The organism is Spiroplasma sp. DGKH1, assembly GCF_040940205.1.
Classification (GTDB): domain Bacteria; phylum Bacillota_I; class Bacilli_A; order Mycoplasmatales; family Mycoplasmataceae; genus Spiroplasma.
The window spans coordinates 111,728-137,881 of record NZ_JASTWG010000003.1 but is presented as its reverse complement, the minus strand read 5'-3'; the positions used below and the strand labels follow the sequence as shown (position 1 = coordinate 137,881).

Annotated in this window: 19 protein-coding genes; 16 read left to right on the top strand and 3 right to left on the bottom strand. The window is 27.7% G+C overall.

Going from position 1 to position 26,154, the window contains the following annotated elements; all coding sequences use genetic code 4:
- The first annotated feature begins 24 nt into the window (after positions 1-24).
- The 13 genes from QPK10_RS03280 to QPK10_RS03220 all read left to right on the top strand — a co-directional run bounded on the left by QPK10_RS03280 (position 25) and on the right by QPK10_RS03220 (position 14,536).
- Positions 25-1,887 carry a hypothetical protein gene (locus tag QPK10_RS03280; RefSeq protein ID WP_368486600.1) on the top strand — a complete coding sequence of 621 codons (1,863 nt, stop codon included), beginning with the start codon at positions 25-27 and terminating at the stop codon, positions 1,885-1,887.
- Positions 1,888-2,043: 156 nt separating this feature from the next.
- On the top strand, positions 2,044-2,646 hold the full coding sequence (locus QPK10_RS03275; protein ID WP_368486599.1) for an FMN-dependent NADH-azoreductase: 603 nt from the start codon (positions 2,044-2,046) through the stop codon (positions 2,644-2,646).
- 186 nt (positions 2,647-2,832) lie between these two features.
- Complete coding sequence (locus tag QPK10_RS03270) at positions 2,833-3,597, top strand: hypothetical protein (RefSeq protein ID WP_368486598.1); 765 nt, start codon at positions 2,833-2,835, stop codon at positions 3,595-3,597.
- A 415-nt stretch (positions 3,598-4,012) separates the two neighbouring features.
- The gene (locus QPK10_RS03265) at positions 4,013-5,083 is read left to right on the top strand and encodes a hypothetical protein (protein ID WP_368486597.1); all 1,071 of its coding nucleotides are present in this window, start codon (positions 4,013-4,015) and stop codon (positions 5,081-5,083) included.
- Complete coding sequence (locus QPK10_RS03260; protein WP_368486596.1) at positions 5,074-5,547, top strand: hypothetical protein; 474 nt, start codon at positions 5,074-5,076, stop codon at positions 5,545-5,547. The genes QPK10_RS03265 and QPK10_RS03260 overlap by 10 nt, the downstream gene beginning before the upstream one ends.
- A 150-nt stretch (positions 5,548-5,697) precedes the next feature.
- A complete protein-coding gene (locus QPK10_RS03255) occupies positions 5,698-7,485 on the top strand; it encodes an AbgT family transporter (RefSeq protein WP_368486595.1) in 1,788 nt (595 codons plus the stop codon).
- Between the two features lie 137 nt (positions 7,486-7,622).
- Positions 7,623-8,702 carry a TDT family transporter gene (locus tag QPK10_RS03250; RefSeq protein WP_368486594.1) on the top strand — a complete coding sequence of 360 codons (1,080 nt, stop codon included), beginning with the start codon at positions 7,623-7,625 and terminating at the stop codon, positions 8,700-8,702.
- 340 nt (positions 8,703-9,042) lie between these two features.
- Complete coding sequence (locus QPK10_RS03245) at positions 9,043-10,239, top strand: MalY/PatB family protein (protein ID WP_368486593.1); 1,197 nt, start codon at positions 9,043-9,045, stop codon at positions 10,237-10,239.
- Positions 10,239-11,582: a CoA-disulfide reductase gene (locus QPK10_RS03240; protein ID WP_368486592.1), complete on the top strand. Its 1,344-nt coding sequence runs from the start codon at positions 10,239-10,241 to the stop codon at positions 11,580-11,582. The genes QPK10_RS03245 and QPK10_RS03240 overlap by 1 nt, the downstream gene beginning before the upstream one ends.
- A 15-nt stretch (positions 11,583-11,597) precedes the next feature.
- Positions 11,598-13,133 carry a dicarboxylate/amino acid:cation symporter gene (locus QPK10_RS03235; protein ID WP_368486591.1) on the top strand — a complete coding sequence of 512 codons (1,536 nt, stop codon included), beginning with the start codon at positions 11,598-11,600 and terminating at the stop codon, positions 13,131-13,133.
- 75 nt (positions 13,134-13,208) lie between these two features.
- Positions 13,209-13,511, top strand: a complete 303-nt coding sequence (locus QPK10_RS03230; RefSeq protein ID WP_368486590.1) for a hypothetical protein — start codon at positions 13,209-13,211, stop codon at positions 13,509-13,511.
- A complete protein-coding gene (locus tag QPK10_RS03225; protein ID WP_368486589.1) occupies positions 13,505-13,786 on the top strand; it encodes a hypothetical protein in 282 nt (93 codons plus the stop codon). Before QPK10_RS03230 ends, QPK10_RS03225 begins: the two co-directional genes overlap by 7 nt.
- Positions 13,787-14,083: 297 nt before the next feature.
- A complete protein-coding gene (locus tag QPK10_RS03220; protein ID WP_053040822.1) occupies positions 14,084-14,536 on the top strand; it encodes a glyoxalase/bleomycin resistance/extradiol dioxygenase family protein in 453 nt (150 codons plus the stop codon).
- Between the two features lie 44 nt (positions 14,537-14,580).
- Here QPK10_RS03220 and QPK10_RS03215 read toward each other — a convergent pair whose 3' ends face one another.
- Both QPK10_RS03215 and QPK10_RS03210 read right to left on the bottom strand, forming a co-directional pair.
- On the bottom strand, positions 14,581-15,798 hold the full coding sequence (locus QPK10_RS03215) for a hypothetical protein (protein ID WP_368486588.1): 1,218 nt from the start codon (positions 15,796-15,798) through the stop codon (positions 14,581-14,583).
- Positions 15,788-16,453 carry a hypothetical protein gene (locus tag QPK10_RS03210; protein WP_368486587.1) on the bottom strand — a complete coding sequence of 222 codons (666 nt, stop codon included), beginning with the start codon at positions 16,451-16,453 and terminating at the stop codon, positions 15,788-15,790. The genes QPK10_RS03215 and QPK10_RS03210 overlap by 11 nt, the downstream gene beginning before the upstream one ends.
- Before the next feature lie 452 nt (positions 16,454-16,905).
- On the opposite strand from QPK10_RS03210, the gene QPK10_RS03205 reads away from it, so the two are divergent.
- On the top strand, positions 16,906-19,623 hold the full coding sequence (locus QPK10_RS03205) for a hypothetical protein (protein WP_368486586.1): 2,718 nt from the start codon (positions 16,906-16,908) through the stop codon (positions 19,621-19,623).
- A 339-nt stretch (positions 19,624-19,962) separates the two neighbouring features.
- Here the strand turns inward: QPK10_RS03205 and QPK10_RS03200 are convergent, their stop codons facing one another.
- Complete coding sequence (locus tag QPK10_RS03200) at positions 19,963-20,433, bottom strand: hypothetical protein (RefSeq protein WP_368486585.1); 471 nt, start codon at positions 20,431-20,433, stop codon at positions 19,963-19,965.
- A gap of 260 nt (positions 20,434-20,693) precedes the next feature.
- Between QPK10_RS03200 and QPK10_RS03195 the strand changes: the two genes are divergently transcribed.
- Positions 20,694-24,356: an AAA domain-containing protein gene (locus tag QPK10_RS03195; protein WP_368486584.1), complete on the top strand. Its 3,663-nt coding sequence runs from the start codon at positions 20,694-20,696 to the stop codon at positions 24,354-24,356.
- 9 nt (positions 24,357-24,365) lie between these two features.
- The gene (locus QPK10_RS03190) at positions 24,366-25,817 is read left to right on the top strand and encodes a hypothetical protein (protein WP_368486583.1); all 1,452 of its coding nucleotides are present in this window, start codon (positions 24,366-24,368) and stop codon (positions 25,815-25,817) included.
- Positions 25,818-26,154 lie beyond the last annotated feature (337 nt).

Below are 26,154 nucleotides of genomic sequence, written 5' to 3'. Positions count from 1 at the left end.
TTTCAAAAAAGGAAGGTTCATAAGATGAAAATATCAGTTAACCTGAAAAAAATTGAAAAACTAGAAGAAGATTTTTTCTCTTTTTTAATTCAAGCATTGATTGGATTAGGGAAAGAATATGTGGAAACAACAATTGATTTTGAAGCTGTTGAGGATGGAGACATTAACCAAAGAGGTTTATATCAACAATTAGCATCAATACAAAATGATGCAGATTTTTTAAAGAATATTACTAAATATATTTTTTTAAATTTACCCCAAAAAATTGAGGCACAATTAGCCGAAATATCACCTGAAAAGCGACAAGAATATGTTGATAGATTATGCCGAGAGATTATTAATGATTGAGTACAAGATGAAAATATTTCCCTGCAGCAACGCCGAAATTTATTAAAGCAATATCGCCATATTAATGGTAATGAGATTAAAGATATTCTTGACCAAGTAGGTGACTTCTGAGATTCTGCCCCATTTTTAAATATTGATGAATATGAAATTGATAATTTATTTAATAAAATAAAAAATTACTATCATCCTGAAATTGCACCACTATTTTTAAATAAAGATGGTTTATTTGATGACTTTTTACAAGAAGAATGAGAATTTTTTAGAGAACAAATTAGTATTAATAATTTTCATTATGCAAATGATCAGGATAAAAATGCTGTTCAGTTATTATACAGAAAATTAAATGGTTTATTAGATGAAAAACAATTAACCGAGCAGGATAAACTTGATCTTGCTTATATTGAAAATTTAGCAAAAGAAGATGAACCTGTATGATATTTTATGCAACAAGATTTAGCCATTACCCAGGGGGAAAATCTGGGGGTAATTGATTCCAAAATTGATACCCGTCTTACAGCAACAACAAAAACTTCAACTGTTAAGGGTGGGGCCAATTTTTCGATTCCACTTCCTATCCCGGGCAGTTCAAAGTCAGCGGTGGAAGCATCTTATGCTGGTGCTCGTGAAAAAAAATGACAAACTGAAAATAAACAAATGACCACAACCAATTATACCCAAACCACAAATAGTGCAACTAATATAAAACAAAAAATCTTAATTCCCCAAAATGTTATCCGTGATTGGTTATGAGAATTTAAAAAAACAAGAATGAGTTCGCCCCCAGGAGATAGTTTTGACAATACTTTAACAATTGAATTAGTAAAAACATTTCTAATTATTGATCTCTTAAAATTATTAGAAAATAGTGATGATAAAGCTCAAGATGCTGTTTTTCGTGAAATTTATATGGAAATTCCAACTCTTGTTTTAAAAGTTGTTATAGAACCAGCCATTGAAAAAATTACTTATTGTTATAAGAATCCTAATATTAGTAAAAATGATTTTGAAAGTTTGTTAGAAACCTTTGATGCCATTATTAAAAAATGTCAGCATAACATTTATAAAAAATTCTATTGTGATCATCCAGCTTTAAAATTTTTTAAAACTTTTCGAAATGATGGTTTCTTCACTAAAATAGATTTACTATCAGAAAGTCTTGCTAATTATAATATTCAGGAAATTGCAATTAAAAAGAAATATCTGTTTAATATCTTGAAGTCCCTTAAGAATTCTGAGCAAGATAAAACCTCAAAAGCAGAAATTGAATCAATTTTGGCAAGAATTCAAGAGCTTAACTTTTTCCGGGAAGTTTTAACAAAACCAGTTGGACCCCATCCATTAAAAATCTTAAAAATTCCTTCACGGTTAAGGACTTATTCTTTAACATCAACTGATAACCGCCCTGACCAAGATGAAGTTGATTCTCATAAAAAAGCAACCGAGCAAAAGTTAGCAACAATTCAAGAAGAAATTGAAATTGCTGAAGAAGCTCGTGAGGAAAGTACTAATGAGCTTGAAGAAAATTTAACAAGACCATAAAGCTTATCATGAGTTACGAGATTTGATTTAAGATAAAATTTATTTATCAAAATATATAATTTAATTATTAAACTTTTAAGTTTTTGCCCTCCTAATTAATGGTGATTCGGTTATAATTATGGTAAAATAAAGACCAATAAATAAGGAGGAACTACAATGTCAACAAAAGTATTAGTAATTTACGGAACGGTTAGTCCAGATGAAAAATCATATTCAAAAGAATTGGCACATCGTTTTGTTAAACATTATCAAGAATTAAATCCAAATGATGAAATTATTCATTTAGATTTAAATAAAACACCAATGGCTTTAAAAACATTAACAGTTGATAATTTTGCAACTTATTTTAATGAAGAAGATTCTGATGTGTATATTGACCAACTAAAAGAAGTTAATAAAGTTATCATGGCTTGTCCAATGAATAACTTTAATGTCTCAGGATTAGTAAAAAACTACTTAGACCATGTCTTAGTGGCGAATAAAACTTTTTCATATAAATATTCAAAAAAAGGGGATGCAATTGGACTATTACCCCATTTATCAGTTCAAATTTTAACAACCCAAGGAGCACCATTTGGATGATACCCTTGAGGTAACCATACCGAATATTTAAAAGGAACTTGAGAATTTGTGGGGGCCAAAGTAAATGAACCAATTTTAGTGGCTGGCACAAAAGTTGCTCCAACTAGTTCCTTAACTCCCCAAGAATTAATTGATCAATATGATGAGCAAATTAAAAAAGTAGTTAAAACATTTTAAACAGATAAGTAATTATCTGTTTTTTAATGTTTATTTTGTTTAAATTTATTAATTGCTTTTTATAATAACTTTAAGAAAATAAAGATATAAATTTGAAAATTGAGTGTAAATAACACCGAAAGTAAAATTAATAATTTTATGAAGGTGTTTTTAATTTTACAAAATATTTTGAAAGGAAGATCTTAAATGACTACAGAAGAATTAAACATTATTTTAAGTTCACTATTAAAGGAGGTCAAAGTATATAAAATGGAATTAATGAATATTGAATTATTTCAAAAAAATATTCTTAATGCAATAGAATTATTTGACTTAGACCTTGAAATCTTTTTACTTAATACATCATCTTTTTATAAAAATGATAAGAAAATTAAAGAACTAGTAATTAAATTAAAAGAAGTAATTAAGTTAAAACAAGATTATGAAAAATTAATAATCTGCCAATTTAAGAAAAATAGAAATAAAAATATTATAAAAAAATTTAATGAAATATTAGAGCAATTAAAAATTGATTTGCGTAATAAAACTACACATACTTCTGAATTTACAAAGACATCTTTTTATAAATTATATTTTGATGAATGTGAACCTTTACTTAAAAAAATCCAAGCAATTAAAGTTATTAATTTATATACAGATTTCATTTCCAAATTTATCTACGAAGACTTTTTAAAGCAAGAGAAAGCCCAAGCAAATAAAAAAATTATTAAATTAATAGATGTGGAAACACGATGTAAACAAAAACTATCTAAATGAAATGAAAAATGAGTCACTAATCAAAACGCTGACCCTTGTGAACTTCAAAATTATATAACTAAAATTAATGAAATTAAAATTAAAAAAAATTTTATATATAAAAAAATTGAATTATATTCAGAAATTAGACGGTTATGCCAAGAAAGTAAACAGAATGATATTAATAAATCACATGATCAAGAAATTGCAAGGTAATATCTATTAATTTAGTTTTAAAAAAAAATTAATATAAAACTTAAATTAAAAAAAGTAGATAAAACAAAAAAATACTTATCCTTTTTAATAATTTAAGTAATTAATTTAAATTAAAACTATAATTTTTAATCTTTATTTTGTTTAAAATTATTAATTGTTTTTTTAATTATTTTTGCGAAAATAAAGATATAAAATTAAAAATTGAGTGTAGATAACACCGGATTTAAAACTATTAGTTTTGTCGGTGTTTTTTAATTTTATATACATTATAAAGGGGAAAATACTACAAAATTCTCTAATTAATGAGTAGTAATAATATTAAATAATTTAATGGTTAGTTTACCATTAATTACTTTAAAAACATGAAAAACTTAAATAAATTATTTTTATTTTAAATTTGAAAGGAAATAAAACTATGCCAAAAAATAACGATAAAATAGGAGACCTAAAAATAAGATACAAAAAAATATTGAGCTCAATTAATGGGGATATTCAAGCTTTTTTATCTAAAATTTTAATAAAAATACCAGATGAAAATAACGATCAGTTAGTTTTAAAGATCAATGAATTAACAGAAAAAAATGAAATTTCTAATTTGCAAGTTAATGACAAACCTCAGCTAGATAAAAAAGTATTAACTAATATTGCTAATTTAATTAAAAAATTAGTTTTGGTTGTAGATGAGTTTAAATTATTAAAAGAAAAAAGACCTCTTTTATCTTTTATAATTAAAAGTAAAAAAATATTTTTTTTAGATCAACATAATAAAACTATTGATGTAATTAATAAATTAATTGATGAAATTAATGATTTAAGAAATAATGCTGAAAATAATAGCCAATTGAAACAATTATCATATGAGGCTAACACGAAACAGATAGAAAGTTTAACATTTGATATTGTTAATTTAAACTCTAATATAGGAAAAGAACTAAATGATATTGATAATTTAGAGTTTATACTTGATAAAAATTTTAAAATAGCTATTGAAGATCGGTTAAAACTAATTGATGAATATTATTCTAAAATAAAAAATAAAATAATTGAAAATATGAAAGTTAATAAAGAAGAAACTGCTATCAATAGAATTAATAATTCATCCAATAATAATCCTCTTTTTAATATTTTGAATGAAAAAAGTAACTTTGATCAAACGATAAAATCATATTTTAATAGAAAGAGATATAAAAATTGATATGATGATAAACAAGGATTTTTTTCTAAATATTTCTTAAATTATGAAAATGATAAATTAATTAAAACACTGTTAGAAGAATGAATTGTTTTTTGTCAAAAATATCCTCATATTGCAATTAATGATCTTCAAAAGGTATACCTTGAAAATATAAATAAAATGAAGGAAGCACAAGTAGAAGAAATAAATAATTTATATAGTATTTTTTTAGACAAGGTCAATGATAATAATATTTTAAAATTTCTTAAAAAAATGATGAAGTTGGTTTTGAATATACTTGAATGATTTTAACAAAAAAAGAGGAAATTAAATTCTCGTTTGCGACACTTATAAATTTGATTAAAGAAAATTATTCAAAAATAATTAACTATATAAATTGTGCTTATTTACCACCAAAAGATGATTCTCATAGTCTTGTTAATCAGAATATAGAACAAAATAGTATAACTAGTGAATTAAAAGAACTAACTACCGAAGATCCTACAGAAATTAATGTTAAAATATTTTATGCTGGAAATTACCATTTTAATTTACACTATCAGCACCTGCAAGAATTACTTGTTGATTTAGATGAAATGATTAAAAATGACTCCAATTTTTCCAAAACTTATGTTTCATTGAAAGAACCATCTCTGGCAGGTAATTCAATTACATTAAGAAAAAAATTAAACATTGATAAAAATTTGAATATTCAAGAACGATTAAATTTATTAAAACAAATGGCAGTGGAAGAAAAAACTGATGAGCAAAGATAAAAAATAGTTAGTCTTTATTTTGACTCTGCTCACCGCTCATATAAAAAAATTCTTGTATTATTTAAAAAATATAGTATAATTTTTATTTATAAATAAAAATAATTAAAACTTTTACTAACATATTTTTTATTAAAATAAGGAGGAATAACTATGAGAGAAAGAACAGAACAAGCGAGGAGTCTTAAGTTTCGAGTAAAATTTAGTGCTAGTTTTGGGAAAATCGGAAATAAGACTTTAAACGGGATTGAATGGTTAGGAAATAAACTACCAAAACCATTTTATTTATTTATCTATTTAACTTTAATTATTATGGTTCTCGCGATGATCTTGCATTTTGTGTTTCCGGAAGGAATTACAATTTACAATATTTATGTCCGTGAAAATCAACAAGTTGAAAAAGTTTATCAGTTAAAGTTTTTTAATTTATTTAGTGGGGAAGGGATTATCTGATGACTTACTAATTTCATTACTAATTTTACCGGATTAGTTACTATTGGAGTGGTTTTAATTACGACCTTATGTATTACCGTGGCGGAAAAATCCGGGTTTATTGATGTGTCGTTGCGAAAAATGGCTTCCCGAGTGCCAAAATTTTTATTAACGCCAGTTTGTATTTTAATTGGTTGTATTTCTTCGGTTGCTAGTGATGCTGGTTATTTAATTTTAATTCCCTTGGCGGGGGTATTATATTATAAAGCTAACCGTCATCCGCTTGTCGGAATTGTGGCAATGTTTGCAGGAGTATCCGCGGGGTTTGCTGGTAACCTAATTCCAGCTTCAAGTGAATTCTTATTAACTTCTTCCACAAATTCATTTTTTAACAAAGAAGTGATGAATGCTTTATCAAATTGATATTTTACAATGTTATTAATACCGATTTATACTTTAGTGGGATGATTTGTAACCGATAAAATTGTTGAAAAAAGAATTATTAATCGTTATGCCCACATGACAACAATTGATGAATTTGAAATTAATGGGGTTCAACAAGAACGGTTCAAATTAACAAAAGATGAACGTCGCGGAATGTGGTTTGTACTTGGATTTACTTTAATTTATTTAACAATTATTTTAATAATGATGTTTATTCCGTACGCTCCGTTTAATGCGCCGTTCAATCCTGAATTTAGTGCTGCGTTAAATGCAAAAACACCAGGGTTAGCTAATCAGTATAGCATTTTACCCCATTTAGTATTAGTGATTGCGTTTCTATTTTTAGGAATTGGGTTAGCATATGGTTATGCGGCAAAAACTTTTAAAACTAAAGATGATTTTACGGAAACCTTAACTTTTGGTTTAAAACGATCAGCTAGTACCTTAGTAATCTTTTTGGTAATGTCACAGTTTATTGCGACCCTAAGTAAAACAAAGCTAGATATGGCAGGGGCTTACTACTTAGGACAAGGGATTCAAGGAATTAATCCAACCTTAACAATTTTTATCTTTGTGGTCTTAATTGCCTTTATTAATCTATTTATGGGTTCATTAAGTGCCAAGTGATTTGTATTAGGTCCTATCTTTGCGATTGCGTTAGAACAGGCAGGAATTCATCCCGCTGCCACAGTAATGGCATATCGAGTTGGAGATAGTGCTACTAATATTATTTCCCCAATTATGACCTATTTCCCATTAGTTTTAGTGTATGGTCAAAACTGAATTAAAAAAGAACACCATGCTGATTTCAAAATTGGTTCCTTGATGTCATTAATGGTTCCTTATTCATTCTTTTTCTTCCTTAGTTCAACCGCAATTTTCTTAATTTGGTTTGCGTTAGGAATCCCGGTGGGAGTCAATGGTCCAATCTACATTGAACAATCAGCTTTTGCCGCAACGATTGTTAAAGTGGGGGCTAGTGAATGAGTCAACATGAATCCAAAAGCATTATGACAAGTACGGGGATTACAAATTAATAATCATTTTTCCTACAATTTAAATTAAAATTTTAGACTAATTAAGGAAGGAATCGATTTCTTCCTTTTTAGTTTTTTTAAAAAAATTTAGAAAACTGAAAAATTTATTATATGATAATCATATGATAATAAGCTAAGAAAAAAATATCTTTTCAAGGAGAATTAATGAAAACTTTAAAAAATTTTTATTGAAATGCTTTTCAGCGACCACTGGCGTTATCAGGAGCGGCGTTGGGAACAGCAACAATGGGTAATGCGTGAGGAATGTTTAAGCAAACCACCATTGGTTTTTCTTTTAGTTGTGACTGGTTAAAATATCTTACCATTAGTTTTGCGATTTTAATTGTTGGATTAATTTTATTACGCTATATCTTTACGCCAAAAATTTTAGGTAAAGAATTACAGGACCCAACATTAAATAATTTTATTCCGACAATTTTTATGACTTGTTTTGTAATTAGTGGTTTTCTTGGCGATCACGGTTTACAAATGGTCCAGTTAATTATTTGGTTAATAGGAGTGATTTGTCATTTAATTTATATTGGCTTTTTTGTGGTTTTTCAAATTTACCATTTTAAGTGAGAAAATTATCTTGCTTCGTGGTTTGTACCACCAATTGGAATTGTAGTTGCCTGTGTAATGTCAAAAAATGTTGGGGCAAATATTAGTGTTAATTTTGCAGACGGGATGCACCAATTATCACAATTTTGTTGATATTTAGGTTTAGCATTTTACATTATAATGTTACCGCTAATGATATATAAATATAGTTTTACTAGTCATTTAGAACATCAGAAAATTGCGGCATATGGCATTATGGCAGCGCCCCCCAATCTCTTACTAGCTGGTTATTTTTCTACTTTCAGCACCCAAGAAATTGCTGATCAACATAACTTAGTAATTTACTTTTTAGCGCCGCTTGGGATCTTTTTTACTTGTTGTGTTTATATATCAATGTTCAAAACTTTCCGTACCAAATTTATGCCGTTATTTGCTTGTTATACCTTTCCCTTAGCAATTGGGATGGTGGCGATGGTCAAATTTAGTACTTGGTTAATAACTAATTTTCCTAGTCAATTTGACTTGGCAGTGATTATTAAAACATATGCTTTAGTAACTACGATTACGGGGACTCTAATTATTTTATTTGTTGATAGTGGACTTATTATTTATAGTATTTATCATGTTTACTATAAACATTCAAATAAAATAATTAATTCGAAATTTATTAAATACTTTATTTAAATAGGAAATATCATTATTTTGCCCTTTATTATTAAGCGTTGTTAGCTATATTAATATTTAATCCTACAACACCCTTAATAACCGATATGCAAATTAAAAACCAGTTGGATTGTCAAAATAAGTCTATTTCATTTGATGGTAACCTTAATTTTACTTAATAAAATCCTTGTTTTAAATAAGGATTTTTTCTATTTTAAAGAAATTTTTTATAAATATAATTTTTATTAATAATTTGATAATTTTTGGAATATTTGTGCTAATATAAAAGTAAAGTAATAAATATTTTTAGTTTTTGTAAAATAAAACAAAAATTTTATTATTTTATAGAGAGGACAATTTTATGAAGCTGTTAGAGTGCAACCGTGAATTGCGCAAAGAGCTCCATGAATGTCGCCGATATCATGATTATCATGGTGAAGATTGGTTATTTATGACCGTTGCGGATGGGGATTTTAAGTTAACTCCTGCGATCCGCGAAGCATTAATTAATAAAGTTGATGCTGGGAATTTAGTTTATTCTTATTTTGATGAACAATTATACCAAGCAATTAAAAATTGATATTTAAAAAGGTATAACTTGGAATTAAAATTAGAGGAGATTATCCACGGGAACGGGGTAATGCATTTAATGCAAGTAGGGATTGAAACCTTTTCCGCTCCTGGGGATGGGGTTATTATCCAAACCCCGGTGTATGAACCATTCTTAGAAGTAATTGAACATAAAAAGCGAAAAGTAATTATGAATAAATTAATTTATAATAGCAAAGCGCAACATTATGAAATAGATTTTAAAGACTTAGAGGAAAAGTTAAAAGATCCTGTCAATAAAATTTTGATTTTATGTAGTCCTCATAATCCAGTGGGCCGAGTTTGAACGGAAACAGAATTACAAAACATCTACCAATTAGTAAAAAAATATAATAAAATCATTATAAGTGATGAAATATGACAAGATATTGTCTATCAACCATATCACCATCATCCAATGTTTAGCATGGAAAAAGATAGTAATTCCAATGTTCCAATTATTACTTTAAGTTCACAAGGCAAAACATATAATTTAGGGGGCTTACAATACGGCTATGCTATTATTAAAGACCCAGAAATCAGAATTAAATTTGCTGAGATGTTACAAGCACAGATTCACTATGCTAGTCATAATGTCTTGACATCAATAGCTGTGTGCAGCGGCTATAATGATCCGGAAGCTTATGAATGGTATCAAGAATACCTAAGCGCATTATGAACGAACTATCAATATATTAAAAATGAGTTAGAAAAACATACCAAGATTAAAGTAATAAATAGTGAAGGGACATATTTAGTTTGGTTAGATTTATCTTTTTATTGTCAAGATGATAAAGATGTTACCAAGTATTTAAACCAAGCGCGGATATTGGCTAACGAAGGGATTGATTATGGACAGGAATATTGTCAATTTGTCCGAATTAATTATGCGACACATTTTATTCATATTAAAAGTTGTGTGGAAAGATTAATCCGAGTATTTTCATCATCAGAAGGAGAGATGAAGTAATGAAAGTTATTGTATTAGGTGGTAGTGCTGCGGGAATGGGGTTTGCCGCTAAATTACGTCGAAATGACCCCCAAGCTGAGATTGTTGTTTATCAAAAAAGTAGTTATCCATCATTTGGAGCCTGTGGAATTCCTTATTTTATTAGTGATCAATTCCAAGACCCTAACCAAATGATTGCCCGAACTGTTGAAAAATTTCAAGAACAGAATATTAATGTTAAATTAAACATGATGGCAACAAAAGTAGATTTTAACAAAAAAATGGTAACCATTCGTGATTTATTAACAAATAAAGAATTTAGTGATCAGTATGATAAATTATTTATTGCCACTGGTGCTCGTCCCCGTACCATTAAGAATATTGATCCAAAAATTACTAATGTTTATAATTGTTCAACCCAAGAAGATGCGATTGCCATTAAAAAAGCCGCTCAAACAGCAAAAAATGTTGTAATTGTTGGTGCTGGTTTTATTGGGATGGAACTAACTGAAACTTTTTATCATTTGCAAAAAAACACCACAATTGTGGAAAGCAGTGATTTATTAATCCATTATGCTTTTGATAAGGAAGTATCAGCTTTATTAGAACAAGAATTAGCGGATAAAAAAATTGCTTTATACAAACAAAGTAAAGTAACCACTGTGGTGGGAGATGAAAATAACCAGGTCGCAAGTGTTACATTAGACAATGGGACAGTGATTCCTTGTGATTTACTAATCATTACTATTGGTTTCCAACCAAATACCGACTTTTTAGATGAAAATGAAATTACCTTACAACCAGTTACCAAGGCAATTGTGATTGATGAACATTGTCAAACTAGTGTGCCTGATGTTTACAGTGGGGGTGATTGTGCTACTGTCTATCATTTAGTAGCTCGTCGTAATGAATATATTCCATTAGCTACGAATGCGAATAAACTAGCCAAAGTAGCAGCTAATGTTGTGAGCGGTATTCCCGATCGTTTTCCCGGTGCGTTAGGCACAAGTATTATTCAAGTAATTGATAAAGAAGCAGCCGCCACGGGGGTTAGTGAACACTTAGCCGCCAGTTTGGGGTTAGATTATGCCAGTGTCACAGTTAGTGATTTTGACCATACTAATTATGTTCATAACCAACAACCACTATTTATTAAGTTAATCTATGAAAAAACTAGCAAAAAATTGTTAGGAGCACAAATGTGCGGATCAAATAAAGCAGTTTTAAGAATTGACGCGTTAGCCGCCATTATTTGAAAAGAAGGAACTGTTTATGATCTGCAACAATTAGATTTAGCTTATGCTCCTCCCTTTGCACGGGCAGTTGATATTATTCACATTGCCAGTGCCAGAGTTAAACGTTAAGAGAGGAAGATCACCATGCAGGTTAACTTTTTAGCCGAAGACAAAATTAACCCGCTGCACGAGTTTGTTTCAATCTCAACTTGACAATCATTAGTAGCCATTCTAATTTTTGTTGGATTAGTAGCTGGGTTATGGTATTTAATTCGGAAAACTAAAATTAGATTTGTTTATCGAATCTTAATTGGGCTGGGAGTCGGATTAGTCTTTGGAATTGTAATCCAAGCGATTAATAGTTTCCGATATGATAATACTAATTCTTCAAACTCAATGATTAATCCTGTTGATAAGGATAAAAACCCGAACCCAATTTATGTGTTATGGGTCCAAGAACTATCAATTTGAGTTGATATGATTAAAAAAATCTTTATGAATGCTATTTTAATGCTAACAGTCCCCGTTGTCTTTTTAGCAATTGTGCGAACTGTTTCCAAACAAAGTGCCAACAAAAAATCAGGGCAAGCGGCCTTCATTACTGTTGTTATTTTATTAGTAAATGTCGCTGTCGCCTTTTTAATCACTTTCTTTATTGGAATGGCAATTAAAATTGGAAACGGCTTTACAGTCGAAGGTTCGGGAACACGGAGTGGGGAAGCAGTCAAACCAATTCCCCAAATTATTTGGGACTATGTTCCATCTAACTTTGTTGATACCTTTACCAAAACAGCAATCATTCCCGTGATGGTAATTGCCACTTTAATTGGTTATGCTGTTAAAAAATTATCAAAACGCCACGCTGAAGACATGGACAAAGTTCGTGCCGGGTTTGAAAGATGATGAACTATTTGTATGTCAATGCTAATGGTTGTTGTTAAAATTATGCCATATGCGGTTATGGCGATGATTACTAACGCGATTATTACAAGACCAATTGGATATTTAGCAAAAATTGGAATTGTGATTGGGGTTGCCTACTTATGTTTAGTGGTAGCGTTATGTTGACATTCGTTATCATTATTCTGCTTTGGGATCAATCCGGCCAAATGATGACGATTTGCCATTCGTCCGGTTATCCAAGGGTTTACAACCCAATCTTCAAATGCAACATTACCTTTAACAATGGAAACATTACGTGACCAAATTAAAGTTAAAGAAGATTTAGTGGGGATTGCTGCTCCCTTATCAACCTCAATGGGATTAACCGCCTGTGCGGGAGTTCAATCGGGAATTATCATTTCCTTTATTATGTCCTCGGGGGTTGTTCCCTTTGATGCTACTAATTTCTTTATGGCGTTAATTGTTACAATTATTGCGTCCTTAGGAATTGCCGGTGTCCCGGGAACGGCGGCTGTTGTTACTGCCGGAGTGCTCGGGGGAATCGGATACGGTGCTTTATACGAACCAGTTTATAGTATTATTGGAGCCTTAGATGGGTTGTTTGACATGGGGCGGACAGCGGTCAATGTTTCTGGGGGAGTCCAAGCCACAACCATTGCGGCCAAATTAACTGGCCAACTAGAAACCAATGATTTGTTACTCGTCAAAAGACGGAAAAAAGATCAAGTTGTTGAGCAATCAGAAATAACCCCTAGTGAACCTGATCCGGAATTATAGTTTTTCGGACATCTACATCAAAATAAGATAATGTCACATTATCTTATTTTATTTAAGAGGAGCGGAGCAATTAAGATGAATAACTCATGATGAACTTATGTAATATCAGTGGTGGTGGTAATTAGTTTTCTGGCACTATTTGCGGGAATTTATTGGCGAAAAAAACATCATCACCGGCAAGATTTTAATAAACAAATTACCCGGTTAGTTAAGAATTATCACCATTTTCGGTTACAAAAAAAATTTTTAAAGCCTTTGCGCCTAACAATTGCCAATAATCCTCACGAAATTCCTTTTGTTAAGACAAAAATTAATATTTATCCTTTTACCTTGGCGAAACAACCCCCCCAAGTTATGTGGCAAAGATTCCCGTGTTAGATTTAACAGATCATCAGGGGTTATTAGCAATGGAAGGGGAGGCACCATTGTGGAAGGGGAGTTGTGTGTTAACCAAAACGCATTTGTTTATGCTGGGAAAAAAACCAAATGTTATTGAACTTGCTAAAATTAAACAGTATTATTTTATTCCGTATAAATTTACCATTGCCTTAATAATTACCTTATTTAATAATGACCAGTTAATAATTGAGACTGGTGAGCAAGAACTATATTACTATCTGCTCTTTTTTGGATTAAACATTAAAAACGACTAAACTAATTAATAAGGATTTCAAACATTGAGAATGTTTAGAAAGCATTATTGACCTCCAAGTTTTTTTATATAAAATAAAAATGTAAATATAAACCCGTTGAGTGTAGATAACACCTCTTATATTTTGCAGCCATTGTTAAGATATAATAGGTGTTTTTATTTTCAAAATTTGAAAATTTAATAGCAAAATTTAACTTACACAAAAATATTTACAACGAACTTATGAGTTTTTAAGTGTTTTTATCAACTTAATTTGTGCTTAAAAATAATTAGATTTTATAAAGGAAGGTTTAGAATAATGCAATTAGAAGATAATTCAAAACAATATGTTATTGTTGAATTAAATATTCAAAATGCTAAAAAAGCAATAAAATTTTATGAAAAAGCATTAGGTGCGGAAATCATTGAAGTTTTAACTGGTGAAAAATTACCAATTAATAATCCATACTCTTTAATTCTTCGTAATAAAATTATTCATGCTAAATTAAATTTTAAAGGAACTTTAATTTTTATTTCTGATAAAATTACTCCCAGTGCAAATGAAAAATGTTCAGAAGTACGGTGCAATCGTTCAACAGTTTCTGTTTGTTTATCATTAGATAGTGAATGAGAATTTGAACGTTTATTTTATAATTTAGCAGCTGATGGTGAAATTACTATGCCAATTTCCAACCAATATTGAGGAGCAAAGTTAGGAATAGTTGAAGATAACTTTGGAGTTACTTGAACCTTGAGTTATAAACACCCTTAATTAATAAAAAAAGTAGCAGCATTTATGTGCTCCTACTTTTTAAATTAGGGATTAATAACAATTTTATTGTTGCTAACGAGGATTAAATTAATAATACTGATAATGGTAAAACAACTCAATAAGATAATAAAGATCATTAAGCTAGCATTATTAACAATAATAATTGGAAGAAAGATAATACTAAAAATTAAACTTCATATTCCCCGCCCAAAAACATGGTCAATAATCATGGCTAAGGACATGTTATCGTGACCCACAAGGCTAGTAACATTAGTTTTTTGACTCTTCGAAATCATTGCTAAACTAATCCCAATTAAGAATTGGCTAACACCAATCCCAATAATTAAATATAAGGCTGTTGCTAGCGAATTATTACTATAATATTGCATAATTAGCATTCCCAACAATAATCCCATGCTAATGACAACCAACCCACTACTAATAATATTGGCATAATAAATCTTTTGTTTATTAATGGCAAACAAACTGCCACAAAGATAACTAAGCTTGCGCAGGAAGTAAAAGACGCCAATTCATATTACTCAGTAAATTGTTTGTTGAAAAACCAACACGGGAAGGAGATAACCAATAAATTCATTAAATCCATAAGTAAAACTAGATGGGAATAAGTAGGCTAAAAATGCTTTATTTTTTCAAATCATTTTAAAGTTTCCATTATTAGTAGCAAAAGTAATTTCCTGGGTCATAATATTTTGATTGCTGTGGATTGTTATTCATAATCCGAAACCTAAACAACCAAAATAGCAAATTAACACAATATTTAAAATATTGTGTTCCAGAAAATAAAAACATAAGAAGGGGATGATAATTGGAATTATCCCAATTATGCTAAATAATAAGGGGGGGTTAACTTTAATTTTGTTGCTAACTCCATAGCTCCGGATAATCTCCATTGTAAAAGGGACCATTCCGGCTAAGAACATCCCAATTAACCATAAGTTAATGGCATATCCATAAACCAAGTCGTTATTATCAAAAAAATTAAAAATCATAATGGTTGTTAAAAAGAACATTAAGAATGTACTATTAATTTTTAAGACAAAATGGTTAGAATACTTTTTCTTAATTCGCATTCATAACGGGGTAAAAAATAACATTGTTAAAGGAACCAAGAGAAACACTCAGATGTTGTTTAATCCAAATTTGGCAAAGGTTAAAAACGGTAAAAATGAATAAACACTCCCAATAATGCAACTTTCTAAACCCAGGGATATTTTTCATCCAGTTAATTTATTCATCATTGCTTTCCACCTCTCTTGATGAAGGACAACATGGGATTGGTAATTTTCTAGGCTGCGCTTTTTTTCATAAATTAATTTTATTTGTTTGTAAAAAGTGATGATTAAAAATTCAGTCCCATTTATTCCGGTACAAAATCATTAGCTTTCAAAATAGTGGGTAAATTATAATTGGAAATAAGATGTTTAATGAAAAACGAACATCATTACTTAAAGTTGCTTTAATAAACATTGCATAAGCAACATTATTACCATATAAAACATACCATTCTAAATAGTTTAACCCAGTAACTCCTAACGCAAACAAGGGCATGATAATAATAGTTAATCATCAGTGTTTAATGATTCCGCGTCGACAGCCAAAGATAATTAATCCATAACCATTCATTAGTAAAAAATATCAAATGCTGCTAATACTAGCCCCAGTTAAAATTAACTGTAAACTACAACAAGTGTTAATGACTCCGCAGGCTAAATCATAGGTAAAAATTACACTACTAGCAACTACCATAAAAGTAATAAATTCAAAACCAGGAATAAAACGAAAAATAGTATTTAAAGCTAACGTGATGGCACTCAACATTGCAATAACTGTTAACTTAAAAATTGATTTAAATGCGATAATTTGTTGGCGATTACTAACTTTTATTTTCTTCATTAAGGTTGAGATTATTTTTGCAAACCAAAATAATACTTAAGAATATCCTAAAATAAGAAGTTATCCTGACATTTAAACCAATGGGCTGATTCTTTTTTTGATTATTATATAAAAACATTGTGATCATTCCATTCTATTTAATATTTAATTGTTCGTTAGTTTCTTAACTTCGTTATAGGACATCATCTCGACTTTTAAAAAGATATTTTAGCATTATTTAATCTCCATTTAGATAACAATAATTATATTAATAAAATTATATCTTATTTTATCCAGGAATTAAAAATAAACAATTATTTAGTTTAAAATATCAAATTATCTTTACTTATTTTTAAGGTTATAATTAAAAACGGATGGTAACATCAAAATTAACCAACCAAATATTAAGAGTATTTTAAATACCAAATCTTAACCACTAAGATTTGGTATTTTTATTTATAAAGGAGAAAATTATGAAAGAAAAAATTGATATTTCAGAATGACCTTATGATAAAAATCAAGTGTCAGTTTTACATGAATTGGAAATCAAAGATCAAAAAATAATTGTTAAATATGTCAGTGATTTTATTAAAGATCTAATCAAAAACACTAAAATGACAGAGAGATATATTAAGTTAAGTCCAAATTCATTATTATTTTCATTAATATTTTTTAATTATAATGATCCATATTATTTTTGAAAATTTATTAAATCATTTCCTACAAGTCAATTAAAAGACTGAGATTTATATGAAGAACAACTAATATTCTTAAGCACTAAAAATGAACATAATTTTATTAATGAATCAAGTAATGGTGGAAAATTAAGGCCAGAACTTGGAGAATATGATTTTGTAAATTTAATTAACCCATTAATTGAAAAAATTGATGAAATTAGGTCGGAGGTATTAAGTAAATATGAAGACATTCAGGATGAACTAAAAATACATTTTGATAATATTTGAGATATTATTAAGCACAAAGTTTTTGAACTTATAAGAGACAAATATTTTTTGTTAAATAACTTTTTAAATACGATTGATTCCACAAAATTTTTACAACTTTTATCCCCCTTACGTTGGAATAAAAATGATCTTAATTTTCAGTTTGAACTTTCAATGTTAGAATTAAAAACGAGCATTGAAAAAGAACTAGACAGTGCAAAAGATAATGCTGTAGTTTATGAAAAATTAAAAGATATAATTATTCCTAAATTAAAAGCAGTTACTACTAGTTATATTGATATTCTTAATAAACATCTGGTAGAAAAAAACTCAGAAGTTTTAGTTAATAGTAATTTATTTATTGATTGAGAGAAAAAGAATCAAGGTGCAAACATTTGACAAGAAGTAGAATATTTACCAAGCATTTCGCCTTCTAATTGTTTGGTTTTTAAAAATTTATATAACTGTTATAAAAATGAAATTAATAATATTATTAATTTTTTAGAAATATCAGCAGTTATTGCTTATAAAATTAATTTTATTAATCAAAATAAAGATTTAGACAAAATTCCTGTCAAAGTTACCAGCAAAGGGGCAGTCCGAAAATTAGAAGTTACTGCAATTGAAAAACAAATCTATAAATTGAGAGTTGATTATTTATCTCTAATAAAATCAAAAATTGGTAAGGTTATTGAGGAACAAGAAATTACTAAATTTAGAACTACTGCCGAAGCTTATTTTAATAGTTACAGTGTGATTATAAAAAACTTACAGTTAGATTCTACCTTTAAGGACAAATCAACGTTAAACGCGCATAAAAATTATTATTTATATTGAGATAATTTTATGAAAGTAATTAGTAATTTAAAAATTCCTAAGGAAATACTATTTCCAACATCCATCATAATAAAAGAAAATGATTTAATTTCTAGTTCTAGTAATTTAAATGTACAAGAAAAAATTAAAAATATTAGAAAACAATTAATTAATAATAACGAAAAAAATTATAATGTCATTAAAAAGATTCCTAAACAAGATAAAAAATCTATTATAAATCTTGAAAAAATTGTAGAAAACCCTATATTAAATGATAAATTAGATAAAGCCCAATCAAATTTACTAATAAATTCATCTTCACCTGTAACAATTGATTATTCTCAAGCAGGAGAAAACCCCATACCAAATTTAAATGAGAAAAAAGTTAAAAAAGAAGAAATTAATATTGATCATCTGACAATTAATCTAAAACATAAAAATAGAAAAAAACAAAATGGTATTGCTAATACTGAAAAACCAGAAAAACCTAAGAAAAAAAGTAGCAAGAATTTTAATAGAAATTCTAAAGTAAACAATTCTAAAAAAAATAAAAGAGATAGTTCTAAAATAGTCGATGATAAGTATAATCAGGAACAAAAAAAATTAATTGATGAAATAATTACTAAATATGATCAGAATATTTTCAAACCAACTGGTAAAAAAAGTCTAGAACAAAAAATAAATATTAGCAATGAAACATATCCTCAAGAAAAACATACAGTAGGAAAAATTATTCCGCCAAAAAATCCTGAATTAGAATTAACAAGATATGTTTCCACTTTAAAAATGGTTGTTTTAAATCGTTCCGCGGGGATAGATAAAGGTGGGCGGCCAGCCATTAAATTAGCTGAAAAGGGAAATCAAACATTAGTTTGAGCAGGAACTAGTACTGATTCCTGTTTAAAAGATGATGCAGCTATTCTAGCTCTAAATACTGAAACATTATTTTTTATTAAAAATATTGTTTGAGTAGCCAATACTGAAATAACGGGTTCTTATTTAGTTAATAATATTGAACAAACAATTAATGATGAGGATTTAAAAGTTTTATGAAAATTGTTAGTTGAAAACAAACAACAAGATAATTTAAACATTAATAATAAAAAAAATGTCACAAATGCTTATGAAGTTTTTATAAACTTAATTACTAAATCACAAAATCCAATGATTTGTTCTTTAATAGCTGACTTTAATAATCAAGAAAATGATAATTTGGATAATGATATAGATAGTCCAATGAATGAGTATTATGAAAATTGAAAAATTAATAATGTGGATCAACAAGCATTAGAAATACCTTCTTGTTCTCAAGCAAGTAGGGCAGAAAACAATGATAAACGCAAACAACTAATTAAAAGACAACAAGAAAATTATCAAAAACAAGTTTTGCCAAAAAATAGTGATGATGCAAAACTATTAAATAAGGATTAAAAATGTTTACCATCAGAGCGCTAATTTAAAGATCTTTATTAATATAATAGGTAAGCAAAAAATTATTAAAATGTAATTTTAAAAAATAAACTCTTAATTAGTTTAAAATAGAGAAATAACAGTAGAGTAAAATTGGAATATAATTAATATGAAAGGAGTTTACTACTTAAATAATACTTTTACCATACAGAAGCAAGCAGGTTACATTTTTTTAAAATATTTAAATATCAAATTCTAACTATTGGGAGTTTGATATTTTTTTATGGAGAATAATCAAATAAAAAAATGGTTAGCAATTATAGCTAACCATTTTAATATCATTTTTTTAAAATTAATTTTTTAGCAAAGAGCGCTATATGTTCCTTGCACATAAACAATAACAAATTTATAATTAATTTTAAAATTAAAAATAATTCCACAGCCACCACTGGTGCTATTAATTAAACTATCAATTTTTCATTCCCGTTCAATATAATCAAATATTCAGGCATCTGTTATATAAAATCGCGAACGGGGAGTTTCTATAAAATTATTTCATGCTGGAAATTTGGTTAAAAATATTTTTAAGTTCTCAATAAATTTATACATTGTCGTTCCACTAATAGGCAATAATTGTTTACTACTTGTTCCTGATATATTAATAGTTAGGTAGTCTCAATTAGCAGGGGCATCTGGATCTAAAACCACCGAGTCGGCTAATTTTGAAAGATTTTTTTGTTCAGATAACTGCTTGTTAATTAGATTAGGAATGGTATTAAACATTGGGATACCACTTATTAATGTACTTAAAAGAATAATTAATTTTTTCATAATGTTTCCTTCTTTCCAAAGTTAGTTATAACTTTTTAAAATAATAACGAAATGCTCCTTCAAATCTATTAATTTAATCATAACAAGTTCAAAAGATCTTTAATTTAATTTTTTTAAACATTTCACAAGTTTATTTTCAATAATTTTTCAACTAAATTGTTATTGGCGATACCACCAACTAGTAATCTTAAAATAATTTACTTCTTTTTTTAATTATGCTAATATTTAAGCAATATATATACAATAGGAAGAAACAAAATATGAAAAAAAATACTTTAGCGATTTTAAATGAGTATAAAAAACGATTATTAAATGATAAATCAGTTGGAGATATTTTTCTAACTAAACCCCATTCTAATAGTAAAAATGTTGTTAATTTTTTAGATCTTTTATTTTTATCAAATCAAAATCCCGAAATGATTTGAAAAAAAATTAATAAAAAAGAAGATTTAGTTATTGAGAAGTTAACACCAGAAATGATTAAAGAAATTTGTGGTTATGTGGGTGGGATTATTAATAAAAGTAAAAGTGATGAAGAATTTTCAATGCATTTAACTCAACATGGTTTTGCTAAATATCCAATTTTACATTATCATAAATTTTTAGCAGCTAGTTTTGAATTATTTGTTAAGAAAGAAAATAAAAAAATTAGCGAAGAAAGTTTATTGAAATTAGAAAAACTAATTACTGAAGAAATTACGAAAATGTTTACTAAATTTTATCGAATTTTACAAGATGTTAAATTATATATATTAGAAAAAAATGTTAATCCGTTATATATTGGGTGACCATACATTGAAGGTTTAACCCAAGCTCAGAAAGTATTCCGTGCGCCTTTATTATTATGACCCGTTAATGAAATCAGCCGTACCAAAAATAAAATCGTGTTAACTACTAAGCATGAGGAAATTTTATTAAACTCTGCCATTCGCCTAAGTCAAATCAAGGATGGTAATTATAATGTTGCTGAATTTAGTTTTGATTCTTTACAACTAACAAATGATCTTTTTACCAAAGCAGTAGAAGATTTACAAGCATTAGGATTTAAAATTAAAAACGAAAGTGCGTTGAATAATTTAACTAAATTAAATTATTATAAACAAAAAGATCTTATCTTATTAGATTCAACTTTTAATTATGAAAAAAATATCTCACAACTTTATGATGCTAGTCAGTTAGCAATCGTTTATGATAGCTATTTAGGAATGTATAATATTTCATCAACAACGTTATATCGGGATTATTGTGACTTAGAAAAGATTAATGATAATTCAGTTGACCATCTTTTTAAAAATGAATATCAGCTTGAAGAGGACTGAGATGAAAATCGCTTAGCATACCAAGCAGATTTATTAGAAAATTCAGTGATGGCTATTAATAATTATGATATTTCCCAAAAAGTAGCAATTAAAAAAGCCTTGGAAAAAAATACAATTATTCAAGGTCCACCAGGGACGGGAAAATCCCAAACGATTAGTAATTTAATTATAAATAACTTATGTCGTAATGAACGAGTTCTTTTTTGTGCTGAAAAACAAGATGCAATTAAAGTTGTTTACCATAATATGAAAAAAATTCAGAACTATACTTTGATGATTACTAACTTAGAAGAAAAAGAAGCATTTTATAATAAGATTTTAGATAGTCTTAATAATATTAACCAACTTCATCCACCAGTTGAAAGCGCTAGTTATTTAAGCAAAATGGATGCCTTATATAGTGATATTAAAAATTATAAAAAATTTGCTCAACAACAAAATTTTCAAGAATATTTAGAATTTTTAAATCCTGTAAAAGAAAATCCGTTAACTTTAGACTATGAATTTTTAAGTCAATTTTATTTTTTTGAATTAGAATATGAAGACTACCGCCGGCATGGGGACAAAATTTTTCATAATACAATGATCACTAAGAAATTTCTTGCTTTATTTAATGATTACCCGTTTTTAGCTGATATTTATCATAAATTATCGGGTAAAGATTTTAAAAAAATTATTAAAAAAGTTAATCACATCAAAACTGACAAGTTGTTAGCTTTAATTTTTAATTTGTTAGTTAACAATACTGCTAATTATGCAATTAGTAGTGCTGATGAAAATAAGTTTAATTTATTTAAAATTGAAGAGCAAGACACTATTCTTGCATTAACTGCTGAATTTACTAAAGCTGATTACTTTGTTAATCGGTTAGATATTATTGACCAAAATGATCGTCTTCGCCGGGAAGATAAAAATTACCAATTATATTTTTATCTTACTAACTATGTCAACCAGAAAGATGATGTTTACTTAATTTATCAAAATTATTTTGTTAATCAATATCAAGATAAGTATGAAGATGTTATTAAAATTGGTAATCTTAATTGACGGGAAGAATTAACTGCTTTAACAAATAAATCAATGGTTAACACCAACGATTATTTAGATTATTTATACCACCAGCAAGTACGAGAGTTAATCAAAGAAAATTATGCTGATCAGATTCTCAAAATTATTGAACAATGCAAAAAGAAAAATAAAAAATCAATTACTTCTTTTTTTAAAGAAAATTATTTATTAATGAAAATTTTATTTCCCGTTATGATGTTAACACCTGACATTGCTTCACAATTACTAGCTTTAAACTACCAAGAATTTGAACAATTAATTTTTGACGAGGCATCTCAAATTTTTGTTGAAAAAGCAATTCCAATTATTTATCGGGCTCAGCGAATCTTAGTTGCTGGCGATAAAAAACAATTAGGACCAACTAACTTTTTCGCAACGAGATTTGATTATGAAAATTGAGATAATGATGAAACCTTTTCTGAAATTGAAGCAAACTTAACAGATAAAAGTTTACTTGATTTTGCAAGCAAACAATATAATTCTAGTATGTTACGATTTCATTATCGTTCAAAGTATAGTGAATTAATTAATTTTTCCAATGCTGCTTTTTATGATAATAACTTAGTAGTTGTTTCTAATAAAACTAAAAAAGATTTCCCCTTGAAGTTAATTGAAGTCACGGATGGAGTGTGGAAAAATCGTGGGAATATTCCCGAAGCTAAACGAGTAGTTAGTTTATTAAAAGAAATTATTCAGCAAAGAAAGCATCATGAAACAATTGGAGTTGTTACTTTTAACGAAATGCAAAAAAATTTAATTTGACAGTATTTAGTTGAAGAATTTGAAAAAACTCCAGCGTTAGAACAAGAATTGCACCGGATGGTTGATGGTCGTAATGAAGGTTTATTTATTAAAAATATTGAAAATGTGCAAGGTGATGAACGAGACATTATTATTTTTTCAATCGGTTTTGCCAAAGATCAGGATAATAAATTTTCCCAATTCTTTGGTCCATTATCTCAAGCAGGTGGGGAAAATCGTTTAAATGTGGCGATTACCCGGGCAAAAGAAAAAATATATATTGTAAAATCGTTCCCATCCAGTTTAATTTCTGAGAATTCTAAGCATCCTGGTCCTCGTTATTTTAAATATTACTTAGAATATGTTGAGCAGTTAAACCGGGGTGGTGATCATGAGGATAAAGTTTTAGAAAAATTAAGTTCTGCTAAAAATGACCAAATTCATTTTAATCTTTCAAAAGATAGTAAGCAATTTGTTAAAGAAGTTGCTGAAATGTTAGAAGCTGCATTAAATAATAATGACCGCTATATAATTGCCACTCATACTATTCAGGGAACATATGATATTGATGTCAGTATTTATGATAAAAAGAAAGATTACTATGTGATGGGAATTATTTGTGATAACTTAACATATCCTCCCGGAATTGAACAAAAAGAATATGATTTTTATCGCCAAAAATATTTAGTTGAACGTGGTTGATTAATTGAAGCAATTTTATATAGTAATTGAAGAACAGCAAATAATCGTTTAGAAATAATTAATAAAATTGTTAAAAAAATCGATGGTAAGTAGGAGGGTGCAATGAAATTTAATTTAACTAAAATTAAAAAAATGGAAAGTTTTCAAGACTTTCAAGATTATTTATTAAAAACATATCTGCCAAAAAATAATAATCGAATTATTAAAGCTGAACTATTAAATATTATTCATGATTATTTTCCGCTAGTAAGTCAAGAGGAAGCTGATCAGTTTATTGAAACATTAAAAAATAATAAAGTTCTTTTTCTTCGTGGTTATGGTTTTGTTGGGAATGAAACTTTAGAGTTAGTTAGCAAAATTAAGCAAGTCCAAGCAAGTTTGACCAGTACCCAAATTTTTACTGCCGATGAAATTACTAGTGAATTACAACAGACAGAATTAAAACCACGGTTGAAAAAAACTTCAGCCTCAAAAAAAGCAACGACTGTTAAACAACCAACAATTGATCTTACTAATTTGCCATTTAATGAACGGTTTACTAATTTTATTCATTTATTATATCCAGTAAAACCGGATAAGGTCAAACCACAAATTACATTGCCAGATATTCCTGATCTTTTCCAAACCAAAGTTGAACCAGATGAGGATTTTATTGATCCAGCAAAACGAAATATTATTCCGAAAGCATTAGATGATGAGTTGCCAACTACTAAATTGCATCCTAATAAACATGAAAAATTGGTTTTTGATTTTGCAAATATTACTAGCTCAGAAGAAATTTGAGCTAAGATGGGGATTAGTGATTATCGTAAATATTTTTTAGCCTATTATCGAATTAGCCTCTTTCAGTACCAGGGGTTATGTAAATATTTTATTGATTATTTATTGGCTTTACCAATTTCGGATAAGTTAATTAATAAATATTTTAGTTCGATTTTTGCCAATAAAAAACATTATCAAGAATTTTATGATAATTATTTACGAAATCGGATCAAATATTCTTATATTATTGATTATAATTTATTTTATGATGTTAAATTATTCAAAGAAAAAATAACTAAGTATGAACCAGTTATTAAATTAACTGCTGAAAAATTAATTGTAAACTTATTTCTCCAATTTTTAACATCAACTTTTAATGTCGATGACCATAAATTGCAAATTGATCCGGTTGTCCTAACCAACCTGAAAAATCTTTACTGGGATTTTAATCAAAAAATGCATTTATTTGAATTTAAGGAATATATCTTTTCTACTAACCCAAAATGAAAAGAAGAATATGCAATGAACTTTATTAATTTTTTTGAAAAATATAAGTTTGCTTCTAATCAACAAGCAATTAATTTAATTACTAATAACCTTGAAAGTGGTAAATTACAAGAGTTACTAACAGCTAATCTTAGCAAGATTAATTTTAAAGATAGTACAATTAATGATAAAACCTTATGGTATGATGTTAAAACAACTTGTCGTTTATTAGATAATGAACTAATATATCTGAAAGGAAATTTATTAAATAATATGCAAACTATTTTTGAAGAAGCAAAACAATAAAAAAAATAACTTAATTTTTTAAGTTATTTTTTTAACCTTTAATTAATTTAAATATTTTTAAGACTAAATGTAATTGAGTTAGTTGTGTATAAATTTAAATTTTAGATATAATTTAAAATTGATATTCTCCATTTTAAAGTAATACTAATTTTGTAATTTTTAATTTTATCCTTGTAATCTATTTTTAATTAATGCTGCCTAAATTAATTTTACTAATTATTAAAATTAAATAAATTTTTAGTTTTAATTTTTTTAGTATTAAATTTTTAGAATGGTTATTGTTGGTAATAATGTCTTCTTTTTAAAAAAGAAAGATTAAAATTATAATTCATATTAA